Annotated in this window: 18 protein-coding genes, 2 tRNA genes and 1 pseudogene; 12 read left to right on the top strand and 9 right to left on the bottom strand. The window is 70.0% G+C overall.

Annotation, left to right across the window (positions count from 1 at the left end; all coding sequences use genetic code 11):
• Window positions 1-8 precede the first annotated feature (8 nt).
• Window positions 9-884 (bottom strand): DUF2797 domain-containing protein, encoded by an 876-nt coding sequence (locus tag KUM49_RS07310; RefSeq protein ID WP_217235897.1) that lies wholly within the window; start codon window positions 882-884, stop codon window positions 9-11.
• A gap of 48 nt (window positions 885-932) precedes the next feature.
• Window positions 933-1,388 carry an HGxxPAAW family protein gene (locus KUM49_RS07305; RefSeq protein WP_217235896.1) on the bottom strand — a complete coding sequence of 152 codons (456 nt, stop codon included), beginning with the start codon at window positions 1,386-1,388 and terminating at the stop codon, window positions 933-935.
• 106 nt (window positions 1,389-1,494) lie between these two features.
• On the opposite strand from KUM49_RS07305, the gene KUM49_RS07300 reads away from it, so the two are divergent.
• The 4 genes from KUM49_RS07300 to KUM49_RS07285 all read left to right on the top strand — a co-directional run bounded on the left by KUM49_RS07300 (window position 1,495) and on the right by KUM49_RS07285 (window position 3,977).
• Complete coding sequence (locus KUM49_RS07300) at window positions 1,495-2,040, top strand: MarR family winged helix-turn-helix transcriptional regulator (RefSeq protein WP_217235895.1); 546 nt, start codon at window positions 1,495-1,497, stop codon at window positions 2,038-2,040.
• Between the two features lie 26 nt (window positions 2,041-2,066).
• Window positions 2,067-2,465: a hypothetical protein gene (locus KUM49_RS07295; protein WP_217235894.1), complete on the top strand. Its 399-nt coding sequence runs from the start codon at window positions 2,067-2,069 to the stop codon at window positions 2,463-2,465.
• Window positions 2,466-2,645: 180 nt separating this feature from the next.
• Window positions 2,646-3,170, top strand: a complete 525-nt coding sequence (locus KUM49_RS07290) for a GtrA family protein (protein WP_254400872.1) — start codon at window positions 2,646-2,648, stop codon at window positions 3,168-3,170.
• Between the two features lie 78 nt (window positions 3,171-3,248).
• Window positions 3,249-3,977 carry a hypothetical protein gene (locus KUM49_RS07285; protein ID WP_217235893.1) on the top strand — a complete coding sequence of 243 codons (729 nt, stop codon included), beginning with the start codon at window positions 3,249-3,251 and terminating at the stop codon, window positions 3,975-3,977.
• A 39-nt stretch (window positions 3,978-4,016) separates the two neighbouring features.
• On the opposite strand, the gene KUM49_RS07280 is transcribed toward KUM49_RS07285, so the two are convergent.
• Window positions 4,017-4,385, bottom strand: coding sequence for an SCO4225 family membrane protein (locus KUM49_RS07280; RefSeq protein WP_217235892.1), 369 nt, complete (start codon window positions 4,383-4,385; stop codon window positions 4,017-4,019).
• Between the two features lie 71 nt (window positions 4,386-4,456).
• Window positions 4,457-4,708 carry a GntR family transcriptional regulator gene (locus tag KUM49_RS07275; protein ID WP_217235891.1) on the bottom strand — a complete coding sequence of 84 codons (252 nt, stop codon included), beginning with the start codon at window positions 4,706-4,708 and terminating at the stop codon, window positions 4,457-4,459.
• A 160-nt stretch (window positions 4,709-4,868) separates the two neighbouring features.
• Between KUM49_RS07275 and KUM49_RS07270 the strand changes: the two genes are divergently transcribed.
• The 4 genes from KUM49_RS07270 (at window position 4,869) to KUM49_RS07255 (ending at window position 6,596) form a co-directional block, all read left to right on the top strand.
• Complete coding sequence (locus tag KUM49_RS07270) at window positions 4,869-5,117, top strand: hypothetical protein (protein ID WP_217235890.1); 249 nt, start codon at window positions 4,869-4,871, stop codon at window positions 5,115-5,117.
• Window positions 5,117-5,431 carry a hypothetical protein gene (locus KUM49_RS07265; protein ID WP_217235889.1) on the top strand — a complete coding sequence of 105 codons (315 nt, stop codon included), beginning with the start codon at window positions 5,117-5,119 and terminating at the stop codon, window positions 5,429-5,431. The genes KUM49_RS07270 and KUM49_RS07265 overlap by 1 nt, the downstream gene beginning before the upstream one ends.
• A gap of 111 nt (window positions 5,432-5,542) precedes the next feature.
• Window positions 5,543-5,878 (top strand): helix-turn-helix transcriptional regulator, encoded by a 336-nt coding sequence (locus tag KUM49_RS07260; RefSeq protein ID WP_217235888.1) that lies wholly within the window; start codon window positions 5,543-5,545, stop codon window positions 5,876-5,878.
• Between the two features lies 1 nt (window position 5,879).
• Window positions 5,880-6,596, top strand: a complete 717-nt coding sequence (locus tag KUM49_RS07255) for a cation transporter (RefSeq protein WP_217235887.1) — start codon at window positions 5,880-5,882, stop codon at window positions 6,594-6,596.
• 47 nt (window positions 6,597-6,643) lie between these two features.
• On the opposite strand, the gene KUM49_RS07250 is transcribed toward KUM49_RS07255, so the two are convergent.
• The 3 genes from KUM49_RS07250 to KUM49_RS07240 form a co-directional block, all read right to left on the bottom strand.
• Window positions 6,644-6,946, bottom strand: coding sequence for a hypothetical protein (locus tag KUM49_RS07250; protein ID WP_217235886.1), 303 nt, complete (start codon window positions 6,944-6,946; stop codon window positions 6,644-6,646).
• Between the two features lie 369 nt (window positions 6,947-7,315).
• The gene (locus KUM49_RS07245; protein WP_217235885.1) at window positions 7,316-8,059 is read right to left on the bottom strand and encodes a VOC family protein; all 744 of its coding nucleotides are present in this window, start codon (window positions 8,057-8,059) and stop codon (window positions 7,316-7,318) included.
• 439 nt (window positions 8,060-8,498) lie between these two features.
• Window positions 8,499-8,786, bottom strand: a complete 288-nt coding sequence (locus KUM49_RS07240; RefSeq protein WP_217235884.1) for a DUF3303 family protein — start codon at window positions 8,784-8,786, stop codon at window positions 8,499-8,501.
• A gap of 516 nt (window positions 8,787-9,302) precedes the next feature.
• On the opposite strand from KUM49_RS07240, the gene KUM49_RS07235 reads away from it, so the two are divergent.
• Both KUM49_RS07235 and KUM49_RS07230 read left to right on the top strand, forming a co-directional pair.
• Window positions 9,303-9,791 carry a hypothetical protein gene (locus KUM49_RS07235; RefSeq protein ID WP_217235883.1) on the top strand — a complete coding sequence of 163 codons (489 nt, stop codon included), beginning with the start codon at window positions 9,303-9,305 and terminating at the stop codon, window positions 9,789-9,791.
• Window positions 9,792-9,804: 13 nt separating this feature from the next.
• Window positions 9,805-10,464 (top strand): annotated as a pseudogene (locus tag KUM49_RS07230) (site-specific integrase); the annotation flags it as partial.
• Window positions 10,465-10,552: 88 nt separating this feature from the next.
• On the opposite strand, the gene KUM49_RS07225 reads toward KUM49_RS07230, so the two are convergent.
• A tRNA-Arg gene (locus tag KUM49_RS07225) sits at window positions 10,553-10,625 on the bottom strand.
• Between the two features lie 197 nt (window positions 10,626-10,822).
• Window positions 10,823-10,913, bottom strand: a tRNA-Ser gene (locus tag KUM49_RS07220).
• Window positions 10,914-11,081: 168 nt separating this feature from the next.
• On the opposite strand from KUM49_RS07220, the gene KUM49_RS07215 reads away from it, so the two are divergent.
• Entirely contained in the window at window positions 11,082-11,564 is a 483-nt protein-coding gene (locus tag KUM49_RS07215) for an SSI family serine proteinase inhibitor (RefSeq protein ID WP_217235882.1), read from the top strand.
• A 316-nt stretch (window positions 11,565-11,880) separates the two neighbouring features.
• The coding region (locus KUM49_RS07210) for a PAS domain-containing protein (RefSeq protein WP_217235881.1) at window positions 11,881-14,708 on the top strand (2,828 nt) is incomplete at its 3' end.

Raw genomic sequence — 14,708 nt, 5'->3', positions numbered from 1 at the left:
TCCCGCCGTCAGAACAGCCCGGACTGCACGCCCGGCGGTGCCTTGAACTGCCGTATCGGCACGGTGACTTGCTCACTCCCGGCGGGAACCAGCTCCCACCCCGTCATCAACCGCGTGTCGAGTACGACGGTGCCCCCGCCCTCGGTCAGCACGTGCAGGTCGGGTCCGGCGGCCGCCACCAGCCGGCCGCTCACCGCACCGCCCGCCACGAGCTCGCTCACCTCGCCCGTCGCCGCCGGCAGGCCGGCGAGTCCGAACACCCCGGCGTGATCGACGGGTTGGCAGGGAGCCGGCTCCAGAGACTCCGGCCAGCCGCCGAGCCGCACGGCACACGCATGCAACTCCGCGATCTCGGCCGTCCGTTCGGCCTCCGTCTCCGGCAACGCGGCCCGCACCGCCCTCTTCGCGGTGTACGGAATACGATCCGGCACGCCGAGCGCGGCACGCAGCAACTCCTCTGTGCGCCGCGCGGCCATGAGCGGCCCGGTGCCCAGCCAGGTGAAGCAGACGGCCCCCTGCTCAAGCAGCCGGGCCGAACCCCGCTCTTCGCCGGTGATGCCGACCTTGAGCAGGCCGGGACCGAACCAGGCCAGATAGACGCGGTACGGCCTCGGGTCGTCCGCGAGGCTGTCGGCGGCCACCGAGTGCGCCCGGTCCAGCCGCGCACACTCCTCGCACCGCGCCCCCGTGCTCCGCCCCGGCACGGCCGCCCGCACCGGACACCCATGCCCCCGCGCTCCCACACACGTCCGGACACCCCCCTCCGCGACCCCGAAGGCCACCCGCTTCCCCCAGGTCAGCGCACTGCGCCGACCGCCGTCCCACACCAGCACGGGGCCGTCCGCCGACCAGCGCAGCCCCGAGCACTTCCATGCCTGTGCCATCTCTGTCGAGAGTAGAGGGCGGCACTGACATTCCCGGTCGCGTGCGGCTCAGCCACCGGGGTTGACGGTGACGGGCGCGGGCTCGCCGCCCGCAGGAACCGACACCGAGGCCGACGCCGGAACCGACACCGGGGACGACTGCGGAACCGGTGCAGAGCCCGGCACCGGCAGATCCGCCACGGCCGGACGCCCCGCCATACGCCGAGCCCCCCGCCCCGCCATCCGGCATCCGACACACCCCGGATGCCCGCCGCGCGCCGACAGGTCCCGCACTCGCATGCCCCATTCCTCCCTGGGCCGCAGCCCCGACGGCTTGCCCCAGCCGGCGAGATGCAGGGCCCAGGTGACGAGGAGGCTCACCACCACGATCGCGAATCCGCCGGCCAGCAGCGGGACGGACACCAGGCACACTCCCGCCCCCAGCACCGCGCTCCCCACGGTCGCGACGCCGACGCCGGTCCATCCTGCGACCGTATGGCCGTGGTCATACTGATGTGCGCTCACGTGCCCGCCTCCCAGAGTCGGTCATCAGATCCCAGCAGATCTCTCACCACGTGAGAAATTTACTGCATAAACATCTCACGCGCTAAGGGAATAAGGAAGTACCCGGATGCAAGCCAAGCCGCGCCCCACCGCAACTCCGGCCCAGGCGCTGTCGGCGATGGACTCCCTCGTCGCCGCCCATCTGCTCGGCCAGCAGGAGATGGCCCAGCGGCTGGGCCTCAACGTCACCGATCTCCTCTGTTTCGCCTGCGTCCTCAAAGCAGGCGAGGACCTGCTGACGGCCGGTGACCTCGCCGAGCACGCCCACGTCACCACGGGCGCGGTGACCGGCATCCTCAACCGCCTGGTCCGCGCCGGCTTCGTCACCCGCGTCCCCGACCCGGCCGACCGCCGCCGCGTCCGCGTGGCCGCCGTCCCGTCCGCGGTCGCCCGCGTCCACGCCCTCTACGAGCCCTACTACGCCCGCCTGAACGCCCTCTTCGCCGACTACACCGCCGACGAGATCGCCGTGCTCACGGACTGGTTCACCCGCACGACCACGCTTGCGCACGGCTATATCGAGGAGATGCGGGTGAAGGACGCAGGCGGCGCGGCCAACGGTGAGGCCGAGGGCAACGGCAATGGTGGCGGCAACCGAAGTCGTCGCTCCTGAAGCGCCCCGCCTGCGAAAATGCGCCGGTGCTGCTGAATCCTGAGAACACCCTGTTCGTACGGGGGACAACTCCCGTACTGCTGCTGGCCGATGCCCCCGTCCATGACGTCCTGCCGCCGCTGACCGCGCCGGACGGTGCGATACCCCTGTGCGACGGCTGGGGCATCGTCCCGAAACTCACCATGTGTGTGGTGGACGGCCCGGGGGAGCACGGGCTGATCGTGCCCGCCATCGCCGCGCCGGTCCTGGACGAGGGCGCGGTGAACGACGACGACCCCGAGGCCATGTCCGCCTGGTGCGCCGACGCCGAACAGGCGGGCGGCGCGGTCGTCCTGTCCCTCGACCAGCTGCCCGAAGTGCTCGACTGGACCCATCTGCTGGGCTCGGGAACGGCGCACGGCGGCTTCGTACGCCTTCTGTCCTGACGACCCGACCCCCGGGCGGCCACACGTCCATGGTGTGGCCAGCCCTACCTCCGGTTCGGGAGAGCACACCATCGTTTCCCGCGGCGCGCGACGGCATCGTTGACCTCGGTTGATCCAAGTGATCGAACAGGTCAGAGAGTTCGAGCCCGAGCTCGAACCCGCCGCCCGGAAGGAAACGTCATGGAGTCGCTGCTTCCGCCGAAGCCGCAGTCGCAGCCGGCGCCGGCACCGGGCCCGCTCTCCTCCTTCGCCCGCTTCGTGGTGTGCGGCGGCGGCATCGGAGTCCTCGCCAGCTTCACCGTTCCGCTGGTGGCCATGACCATGCCCTGGGCGGTGGCGAACGCGGTGATCACCGTCGCCTCCACCCTCCTCTGCACCGAGTTGCACGCCCTCTTCACCTTCGGCACGGGACGGCGGCCGGGGTGGCGCCGCCACCTGCAGTCCGCGGGTTCGGCGACGGCCGCGTACGTCGTGACCTGCGCCGCGATGTTCCTGCTGCATGCGGTGCAGTCGTCGCCGAGCACGCTCCGGGAGCAGGCGGTCTACCTCTCCGCGTCCGGCCTCGCCGGCATCGGCCGCTTCCTGGTCCTGCGCCTGGTCGTCTTCGCTGACGGCAGGAGCCCGGCGACCCGGACGGCCGCACCGAAGCGGGTGGCCGGCGACTGGAATCCTCCGTTTGTGAGGACCGAGGCGTTCGCCGGATGACCCATCACCGGCGAGCTAGCGTGCCCATGTCACTGTTTGTGTGAGAGTGCACCATGTGCACGAGGGGGATTCCTTCACATGCGGAAAACGCGGAGTACACGCAGGTCACCCAAGACGCCGAACGCACCGAGCACGCGAAGAGCACTGTCGCGCCTGACCGTCGCACTGCTCGCCGGAACCGGCCTCGCCCTCTCCGGCCCGGGCACCGCCCACGCCACCACCACGACCGACATCCCGGCACCCACCGCCGACGGCGTCTCGGCCACGGTGAAGTTCTCCGACACGGTCGTCCCGCAGCCCTACAACCCGGACCCCGCCGCTTACTTCGGCGACCGCAAGTGCCTGAACATCTACCACGACTACACCCCGACGCCCGGCTGCGGCGGCTTCAAGCTGGACGTCACCCTGCACAACGTCCGCAACCAGCCGGGCTACCTCGCCGGGCTGCGCAGCACCGACGACTTCTTCGACGCGTACGCCGACACCGCACGCACCTTCGGCTGCCTCCGGCCCGACGGCACCTTCGACCACGCCACCAGCTTCGTCGTCCGCACCGAGCAGCAGCCCCTGCAGCCCGTGTACTACACGACGCAGACCTCCTGGGTCCTCTACCAGCAGGACCAGTACCCCAACCAGGACACGGGCCCGGGCTTCTACACGAACTTCCCCGCGGTCGAGGTGAACTGCCCCGACGGCATGACCCCGACCCAGTACGGCCTGAAAGTCACCAACGTCAACGTCACGGTCGAGGACGACAACGTCTTCGGCCACACGACGTGGAGCGCTGCGGGACCGTACTACGGCTGAGGCAGCCCAGGTCGGCGGGTTCCGCGTCCGCGCAGCGTCTCAGCCGGCGTGCGGACGCGGAACCCGGCGCCGCTGCCGCCCGCGCAGGGAGTCCAGAACCGCTCCGAGAGCCAGCGACTGAGCCAGGGCGGCGACGACGATCCCGCCGACGAAGAACCACGCGGGCGCCTCCGCGCCGAACACGGCCTCGCCGAGCCCCGCGACCACCCCGAACACGGGGAAGGTGAACAGCGCGGGCCACACCCAGATCATCGAGGCGTCCGGGCTGTCCCCGAACAGCGGCTCGGCCGCGGCGACCGCCACGGCGACCGCGACCAGGCCGAGGTAGACCGCCGAGGCGGGGTTGGCGAACATCAGGCGTACGAGAGTGCGCGTGCGGGTGCGGGTACCTGCAGAGCGAGCGTTCATCGGTTTCTCCCCCGGTTGTCGTATGCCTCCAGGGTCGGTCGGCGGTACGCCGCTGTCGTGAGTACCCGTACTCAGCTGGGCGACTCAGGTGTCACGGGCGGTTCGGCGACGAAGGAGCCGAGACCGGGCTCGGTGTAGATGAGACCTTCCTGACGCAGCCCCTTGTGCACCTTTTGCGCGGTGACCGCAGCGATGCCGAACTCCGCCGTGATCTCGACGACGGACGGGATACGCGTACGCGGGGGATACGTGCCGTCCTCGATGCGGCGGCGGATCACCTCGGCCACTTGGCGCCAACGGGGGATGTCGGGAGCGAATTCCATCACCGCACCACCATGCGCAGACGGTGGCACCCGGCGCGATTCACAGTTCACCGCTTATACCGCAGTACACCATAGTATGGTGGCACCTCGAAGAAGCCCCGGCGACGGATGGAGCCGTCCCGGGGCAGGCCACCAGCTATAGCTGTACGGAGCTGATGACATGACCGACCTTATCCACCGCCTCATCACCTGGGTGACCCTGCTGCTCAAACCACCCAGCGCACCCACCCGCACGGAGCGACCGCCGCTCCCCACCCCCATCACCGCACCCCTCCTCCCTCCCCACCGCAGCCCGTACGGCCTCGACACCCCCCTCGACGCCACCACGAACCGCTCCGTACGCCCGTACCTCGCCGCACACGAACTCTGGTTCCACGGACTGGAGTTCCCCGGGCTGGAGGCCGCCTGATGGAACCGCAACCGCGATCACAGCCGCAGCCGCAGCCCTCGTGCGAACCCCGCCTTCTCCCCTGGACGGGCCCGGAAGGCAAACCCTGCTACCTGGTCACCGACGACCCCGCCGGCCCGGTCTCCCGCCTGGCCGACGCCACGGAGTCGATCCAACTGGGCATGGGCACCGAACTCCTCGAACACGCCCGTGACCTGCTCCCGAACACCCCGCCCGGGGAGACCCGCTACCTGGCGGAACGCCTGACGGAGGCCCTACGGGACACCCTCCGCATCGCGGAGAGTCGGGGAAGGCGACTGAGCCGTCTGAACTGAACGGGCCCCACTCGTCGACGGCGTGGCCCTCACCGAAGGGCCAGCCGCCGGCGAGGGCGTAGACGATTATCCAGGATTTCCTGAATCCAGGATCACGTGTATTGTCGTGGGGTGCTGACTGTTGCTTCCGACATCGAGGTGCTGGCCCGCTTCGGCCGCGCGCTGGCCGACCCGATCCGCTGCCGACTCCTGCTGGCCCTGCGCGAGGCCCCCGCCTACCCGTCCGACCTTGCCGAGGCCCTGGGGATCTCCCGCACCCGCCTGTCCAACCACCTCACCTGCCTGCGGGACTGCGGCCTCGTCGTCACCGTCCCCGAGGGGCGCCGCACCCGCTACGAACTCGCCGACGAACGCCTCGGTCACGCCCTCGACGACCTGCGCACCGCCGTCGTAGCCGTCGAGACCGACCGCACCTGCCCCGACGCCGAGGAAAAGGGCTGCTGCTGAGATGGCCGCCACGACCCACATGTCCCTCGGCCCGTCCCCGGCCCGCCGGGAGGTACTGGCGAAGCGCATACGGCTGCTGGTCGCGGCGACGATCACCTACAACGTGATCGAGGCGGTCGTCGCCATCACGGCGGGCACCCTGGCCTCCAGCACCGCGCTGATCGGCTTCGGCCTCGACTCGGTCATCGAGGTCTCCTCCGCGGCCGCGGTCGCCTGGCAGTTCTCCGCCCGCGACCACACGGTCCGTGAAGCCCGCGAGAAGACCACGCTGCGGATCATCGCCGTCTCCTTCTTCGCCCTCGCCGGCTACGTCACCCTCGACGCCGTCCGCGCGCTGGCCGGCACCGGCGAAGCCGGACACTCCACGCCCGGCATCGTGATCGCCGCCCTGTCCCTGCTGGTCATGCCGTTCCTGTCCGCCGCCCAACGCCGCACCGGACGCGAACTCGGCTCCGCCTCCGCCGTGGCGGACTCCAAGCAGACCCTCCTGTGCACCTATCTCTCCGCCGTCCTCCTCCTCGGCCTGCTCGCCAACACCCTGCTCGGCTGGGCCTGGGCCGATCCGATCGCGGCCCTCGTCATCGCCGCGATCGCCGTCAAGGAAGGCCGCGACGCCTGGCAGGGCAAGGGCTGCTGCGCCCCCACGGCAGTGAGTGGGCCCGGCCCTGGCACCGGGGCGGACTCCTGCGGGTGCCGAGCCGGCTGCGACTGCTGCTGACGGGGCCGCCGACGGGCTGCTGAGACCGCTGGAACCCCGACCGGGCGTCAGGCAGCGCCGCTGACCCCCGGGGCCACGAATCGCCTGTGGAGCGGGAAGAACTCCGGCTGAGGGTCGCTCTCCACACCCAGTTCACCCTTGAGCACGGGTTCGATCCTGCCGGCGATGAACCGGCCGAAGTGCTCCTCGGACTCCCAGATGTCGAGCACGTGGAAACCGTCGTCGGCGAACCACGCCACGTGCAACACGCACCCGTCCGGGGAGTCCTCCTCCCAACGCACCTTCTCCCGGACCTCCTTGTACAACTCGGGCGTGATCTCGGGCCACACAAAGGTCATGACGACGGCCATGAGGGCCCCTCTCGTTCGCCTCGGCGCGGCACGGTCTGCGCCGCGCGCACGACGACGCCAAGCAGGCCTGGCCGACCGGGCACGTCAGGCGGGCCATTCGTGCGGCGGACTCGCGGAAGTGCCGTCAGCCTCATCCAGGTGGCGAGGGAGCCAGTGCGGGAACTGGCGAACGTGACACGGGACGAGGCAAGCAGCCAGGCAGGACGACCTGCGAGACCGTGGCGTCATGCCGTTCCTGCTCGCCACTCTCGACGCGGGATCGCGGTTTGAGGCGGGAGGACGCGCGGGCGAACGGGGCCGTGCGCGCCGGGTCGGCGGTGAGCTGCTGACCGTCGCCCCGAGGACGCAACGTCCGGCCGGGGCTCCGCGTCAGCCCGGAGCGAGGACGTCGAACTCGTTGCCCTCCGGGTCGACGAGGCACGTCCACGACACCTCGTCGCCCTGGCCGAGGTCGATGTCGGTGGCGCCGAGAGTCCGCAGCCGGGCCACCTCCGCCGCCTGATCGTCACCGGGGTAGGGCCGGAGGTCGAGATGGACGCGGTTCTTCACAGTCTTGGCGTCGGGCGTGCGAACGAGCTTGAGATACGGGCCGACGCCCTTGGCGGAGCGCAGCATCGCGTGATCGTCGGTGATCTCGTGCAGGGTCCAGTCCATCGCCGCTTCCCAGAACCGGGCCATGGCACGCGGATCGATGCAGTCGGCCACGATCGCGGCGATCGGCCCGGTGTCGCCGTAGATCTCCCGAGGCTCCGCCACGCAGAACTCGTTGCCTTCCGGGTCGGCCAGGACCGTCCACGGGACGTCGCCCTGACCGATGTCGACGGGCGTCGCGCCGAGATCCTTCAGACGCGCGACCAGCTCCGCCTGATGGGCGGCGGAGGTGGTGGCGAGGTCGATGTGCACACGGTTCTTCACCGTCTTGGGATCCGGGACGGTGATGACGTCGATGCAGACGGCGGTGGGATCGGGATAGGCGAAGCCCTCGGGTTCGAGATTGGTCACCACGCCGGGTTCCTCGACGGAACTGCTCCAGCTGAGCGCCTCCGCCCAGAACCGGCCGAGCTCGGAGTCGTCCCGAGCATTCATCGCGATCTGAACCAGTCGCATTGTCATGCCCCCGATCCTAAGCAAGCCAGCCCGCAACGACCTGCCATGCCCCGCCCCACTTGGCCTCTGTGCAGTTGATCAGACTCTAGGGAACAACCTCGGGGCTGGGACAAGGGCATTCACAACGGTGCGGTGCCGGGGGCCGGAGGGGGAACGCAAGCAGCGCCGAAGCCCCGTCGGCGTACTTCGCTGCTGTACAGCCCGGAAACGCCAAAGGCCCCGGATCTCTCCGGGGCCTTTGACCTGTGTGCACTCGGCAGGATTCGAACCTGCAACCTTCTGATCCGTAGTTCTATGTGGATCGGTCAGCGACGGCCATAACCGCCATCGCGGGACCCGTGAGGGACGCTAGCGGACAAGGTCGGTTATTGAGGTTGCGGTTCTTCACTGCTGTACAGCCCGATCACACGGGGCCTTCAGCATGCGGGCGCTGAGGTCAGCTCTGCTACTTCAGGGCAGCAAGGCCCCTCTGTAAATCGTCGAGGTTCATGACCGGCTCAAACGTGACCTCCGCGCCCATCTCCTGGAAGAACGGATCGGCGATGGAGGGCAACTGCGAGCTGTCCTGCATGTCGAATACGAGAATCATGGAGCGCCCACCCTCAGGAGTGAAGTAGGCGGCCTCCGGCTTCAGCTGCTCGATGGCTGACTTCAGCGAGTCGGGCATCGCTCCGCCTTTCGTCACCTGATTCGACATCTGGGTGTCCATGCGGGCCTTCATCATCATCCGCATCGCACGCTCTCCTCGCGCACCGCGACCTGCGCGGTTCCGTCCGCGCTCGCTGGGATCCGGTGCATCCCGCTCAGCTTCACTCCGTTGATCACCGGCCGCAACATTTCCTGCGCCCTACGTGACGCCCAGGAGAGGTGACGTTGCCACGCACAGACATCTACGAGGTCGGTGGAGTCTCAATGGCCCATTCGAACCGACGGGCGCCCCGCGCAGCACAGGCGTTGAAGTCGGGCCTCATCCTCATCAGGTCGATCACGGGACGTCGGTGGCGTTGGTCAACCGGCCGTGCTCATGCGCTGACCATCCGCTGGGGTCCGGCGCCAACCGCTGCTGTTCGGGGCTGTTGGTGTCAGCCGCCGTGGGCGGACTTGACAGATTCGCCACCCACCTCTCGTCTTCCCTTCTCGCTGTGAGTGACCATGGTTCCCCGCGATTCCCCGCCTGATCGGGCAACGGAAGAGGCACGGTCCATCCGTGCATGAGCATGGTCAGACAGAGGGATCGCATACTGGCGTCATGCTCTCGGCACAGCGGTTCCGCGACGCCCAGCACACGAAGTACCACTTCATTGATCATGTGCTCGTGCGCTGCCCGAAGTGCGCCGGGATTGCACACGTTGCCCCGGTGGCACCTGCGGCTGAGGACGCAGTTCCCTCGGTGTTCGCGCGCCGCCGTCTTGTGTGTAGGGCGTGCGGTCTATCGCGAAACGCCGCTGTGGGAGGGTTCCGCCTCTTTCGAGGGCGAGGCGAAGCGACAGATCCTTACTTCGGTCTGCCCTTGTGGTTGCAGACAGAGATGCGACACGGCTGGCTGTGGGCCTACAACCCGGAACACCTGGAGCTGATCCGGAAGTTCGTACAGGCACCGTTGCGTGAGCGAGCCCCATGGGATGCGCAGGTAAAAAAGATGACGCTCGTCGCGCGGCTGCCAACCTGGATCAAGAGTGCGAAGAACAGAGATGAGGTTCTGCCCGCCATCGACCGGATCCGGTCATCCCTCGCCTGACCAGCTTGCCGTCGTGGCTTCGCTCGTGAAGGTGCCGAAGCCTCGTCGCCGCCGGATCAAGCCGTGGTCAGTCGCTGAGGCCAGTGGGTTCCTCACCGATGCCGCCGCCCGGGATGACCACCTCTTCGCGGCCTGGGTCCTGGTGCTCTGCCTCGGCCTGCGTCGTGGTGAGGTCCTGGGTCTCACGTGGAAGTCCGTCGACTTCGAGCGGGGAGAGCTGTACGTCGATCACCAGATCCAGCGCGCGGGGCGGGAGATCCTTCACCGCGAGACCAAGACCGAGGACTCCGACGACTTCCTCCCTCTGCCGGCACTCTGCCTCAAGGCGCTGCGGATGCGCCGCGCTCAACAGATCGGCGACCGGAAAGCCGCCGGGGAGCTCTGGCAGGGAAGCCATGACCTGATCTTGACGACGAAGTACGGGACTCCGACCGAGCCGGGCAACATGACCCGCATGTTCGCCCTCCGGGCGCGTCGCGCCGGTCTCCGGGTCATCCCGCTCCGGAACACGCGGCACACGTGCAGCTCGCTCCTGGTCGCGCTCAAGGTCCACCCGAAGGTGGCCCAGCGCATCCTCCGGCACTCACAGATCGCCATGACGATGGAGGTCTACGCCGAAGCAAGCGAGGAGGAGGTGCGCGCCGCGATCGGCCAGTTGTCCGACGCCATGGGCGTACCGGTTGACGCGGTTGCTGTACTTCGCTGCTGTACGCCGCTGAAACGCAAGAGGCCCCGGATCTCTCCGGGGCCTTTGACCTGTGTGCACTCGGCAGGATTCGAACCTGCAACCTTCTGATCCGTAGTCAGATGCTCTATCCGTTAAGCTACGAGTGCTTGTTTTTTTGTCCCGCCGCCCGGCCTTCCGGCCCGCTCGCGGCGACAGGAAGAACATTACATGACTGCCGCCGCCATGTGAAATCCGTTTGCCATACCGCTTGTGACCTGCGAAAACGGCACTCTGAGCGGGGTCTGGAACGAACACGGGAACGACGAAGCCCCGGCCGTGTCGACCGGGGCTTCGTGATGAGGTGCGGAGGCGGAGGGATTTGAACCCTCGATGGGCTTTGAGGCCCAAACCGCATTAGCAGTGCGGCGCCATAGACCGGACTAGGCGACGCCTCCAGCACAGCCGCCCGCGCGAGCGCGAGTGGTGCGTGCAGATGATGACACAGTCGAGCGGGGTGTCACCAATCGCCTCCCACGGTACTAGGAGGGCGGGCCGCAGGGCAAAGTGCATATCGGCGGCGGCGGGGCGCGCAACATCCCGAGGGCGACCGCGTTAGTCAAGGCATGTTGCAGGTCACCCGGCTCGGCCGGTTCGCGCGGTTCGCCCCCCTTCTCGTCGGCGTCGGCTCTGCCGTCGCCCTGTCCGCGGCGCCAGCTGCCGCCTCCTCCTCCCTCGCGCCACCGCCCGTCCGGGACGAGGACCGGGCCACGGGCGGCGACCACCTCACCGTCACCGTGCGCAACGCGGGCGGCGACGCGGACGGGACGTACGAGGTGGACTGTCATCCCGGCGGGGGGAGCCATCCCGACGCCGGCGGAGCGTGTGCCGTCGTCGAGCGGAACACGCGGTGGGGGAAGGACGCGTTCGCCGCCGTGCCCCGGGACAGCGTCTGCACCATGCAGTACGGCGGGCCGGCCACCGCTCATGTCACCGGGACGTGGGCCGGGCGGCCCGTCGACGCGCGGTTCGACCGCAGCAACGGCTGTGAGATCGGGCGGTGGGACCGGCTCGTGCCGTTGCTGCCCGAGGTCGGGCGACAGGCATAGGGGCATAGGGGAGGAAGGCGTAGGGGGTGGGTGTAAGGGGCGGACCTGGGGTCGGCCCATGGGCGGAAGCGGGAGGTCGCGCCGGGCGTAGGCGGTTCATGGCGGATGCCCCGACTCCGGAACGCTGCGCCTCAGCGGGACGCCTGGTCGCGGATGGGGTCACACGTTCTACGTCACTTCGTCGTGCGACCTCCCTCTCATCCGGCGTCGCGAGCGCAACCACTGCCCTTAGACTCCCTCGCGTGACACGTCGCGGGCCGGTTGGCAAGATGGCCCGAGCGGTCGGCAAGGTGCGGTAACAGGGAGGAAGCGTCTCGTGAGCAGCAGGCCATCCCGAGGCGCTGCTCGCCTCGCAGCCATACTCGATGCGCTTCCCGATGCGTTGGTGCTGGTCAACGCCAATGGGACCGTCGTCAACGCGAACACGATCGCGCTCGAGGCCTTCGAGGCGCCGGGGACCGCCCTGGTCGGGCGCGGGCTGCTCGATCTGCTGCCCCAGTTCGACTCCAAGCTCATCCCCGGGTCCATGCGGCGGCCCGACCACATGGATCCGCGCGGCCGGACCAAGCCGACCCGGATGATCGCCCGGCGGACCGACGGGACCGAGTTCCCGGTCGAGGTCACCAGCGCGAACCTGGAGAACGGCCAGCAGGCCTACGACAGCTCCGGCTACGGCGGCGACGAACTGCTGATGCTCGTCGTACGGGACCTGACCGGAACCGTGGACACCGAGGCCGAGCTGGCCCGTTCGCAGCGGCAGACCGAGATGATCCTGCGGGCCGCGTCCGAGGGCGTCGTCGGGACGGACACCGACGGGCGGATCGTGCTCGTCAACCCGGCCGCCGCCCAGATACTGGGATACAGGGCCAGTGACCTCGGCGGACGTGGACTGCACGATCTCGTGCTCCACTCCCGGGTCGACGGCACGCCCTTCCCGTACGAGGAGTCCCCGCTCGCCGACACCCTGCGCTCCGGGCGCAAGCACCGGGTGCGCGGGCAGGTGGTGTGGTCGAAGAAGGGCGAGAGGCTTCCCGTCGATCTGACGACCGCTCCCGTCCGCGACGGCGACCAGCTCGTCGGCGCCGTGCTGACCTTCACCGACAGGCGGCCGTACGACGCGCTCGCCGAGGAGAAGGCCGCCGCCGACGAGCGGCACGCGGAGGAGCTGGAGCGGCTCTCCGAGGAACACGCCTCCGAACTCACCGCGCTGCGCCAGAAGCACCTGACCGAACTGGAAGAACTCCAGGAGCAGCACGACGAGGAGCTGGCCGCCGGCGAGGAGCGGTACGCCGCGCTCGGCGAGCGCGAGAAGGACCGGTTCGAAGCCCTCGCCGGACGCCATGAGCAACTCCTCACCCTGCTCGCACGGTCGCTGCGCGGGCCCCTCGACGAGCTGCGCCGCGAACTGGCCGCCCTGGCCGCCGACGACGCCGGGCAGCTGTGGCCCGAGGCCAACCAGGTGCTCCATCACCTGTCCGCCGGCTATTCGCGGATCACGACACTCATCGACAACGTCCTCGGGTACCAGCGGCTCGACACCGGGACGGCCGGCATCACGCGCACGAACGTGATGCTCGACGCCGTCGTCGCGGCGGGTGTCGACGGGGCCGTGGAACTCATCGGGCCCGGCCGCGTGCAGTTCGCCGTACACGCGCCGCCCATCGAGGCCGAGGTCGACGCCCAGCTCCTCGCCACGGCCCTCGCGCACCTCGTCGCGGACGTCGCCGGCGTCGACGCCACCGGCAACTCGCCCGTCTCCGCGGGCGGTTACATGGACAACACGGTCGTCGTCGCGGCGGCCCAGCGCGGTGAGGTCGTACGGATCGAGGTGCGCGGGCCGTACGCCGGGGGAGACCCGGTGCACGAGCCGATCGTGCGCGGGATCGTGCGCGCCCACGGGGGCGTGCTGCAGACGCACGAGGTGCCGGGCATGAGCGGCAGCGCGTACGTCCTCGAAGTGCCGCTCGGTGGCGGGGCGGGGGCCGTCGCGGCCCCGGGTCCGGCCGCGCTGGAGGCGGCCCCCGCTGCCCCTGCGGCTCCCACGGCTCCCACGGCCCCCGCGGAGGCCGTACTCCCCGAGCAGGCCACCGGCGGGCGGCGGCGGGCCCGGCGGGCCACGACGGACGCCTTCCTGGACGTCGAGGTAGCGGGCGACACCGACGGTGCCGTTGCCGAGGCGGAGGCCTCGGCCCCGACCGGTCGGCGCAGGCGGCGGGCGGCGAGTGCGCCCGTACAGGAGATCGCGCCGGTTCCCGCCCAGCCTTCGGGCGACGCCGGGGAAGGCCCCGGCGGGGGTACTGGGCGGCGGCGGGGGCGGTCTGCCGAGGGTGCGGGTACGGAGGCGGATGCAGCGGCCGGTGCGGGTGTAGCGGCCGGTGCTGGTCCGGGTCCGGGTGCGCTGGGGGGGTCGGTCGCCGGTGTCGCCGAAGGGGCCGTCGTCATGGCCTCCGAGCATGCCTCCGGGACTGCGGCCGTCGGGACCGGACTGGGCGGGACCGTGCCCCCGCAGGGCGTGCCCGCGCCCGGTGGCCGGGGTACCCGGAGCGACGGTGCCGAACAGCATGCGTTGCCGCCCGCGTTGCCTGCGTTGGCCTCCGGCGGGGCGGCGCAGGGCCCCGCCGGCGAGGGTGCCGAGGGTGCCGCACACGTCGAGAACGCCCAGCAGCCGACCGGACGGCGTCGGCGTGCGCTGGCCGCCGCCTCGGAGCGGGCCGCCGCGCAGGAGGCGGGGCCGCGCGCGGTGTTCGCCCTGCCGCCGGCGGACGCGGACCGGGCGTCCGAGGGTGCGGAGGCGCCGGGGGCGGTTCCGGGGCAGGTTGCGGGAGCGGTTCCGGGGCAGGCCCCGGTTGCTCCGGTCCCTGGACACGTTCCTGGACAAACGCAGGCTTTGGACCAGGGTGTTAACGGTGACGCTCTCGTCGACGAGGGCCGGCACGATGCCGTACCGCCCAGCCAGGCCGACGACCACACCCCGCCGCAGCCGCATCCCACCAGCGCGCCGACGGGGCGCCGCCGACGGGCCGTCGGCCAGCGCGCGGAGGAGGAGCCGACCGGAGTTCCGGGAGCCCCCGTAGACACAGCGGCAACAGGAGCAACAGGAGCGCCCGCTCAGGAAGTTCCGGCGCAGGGTGTGCCCGGGCAGGA

It is taken from the genome of Streptomyces sp. AC555_RSS877, assembly GCF_019049245.1.
Classification (GTDB): domain Bacteria; phylum Actinomycetota; class Actinomycetes; order Streptomycetales; family Streptomycetaceae; genus Streptomyces.
This window is presented reverse-complemented; position numbering and strand designations above follow the sequence as displayed.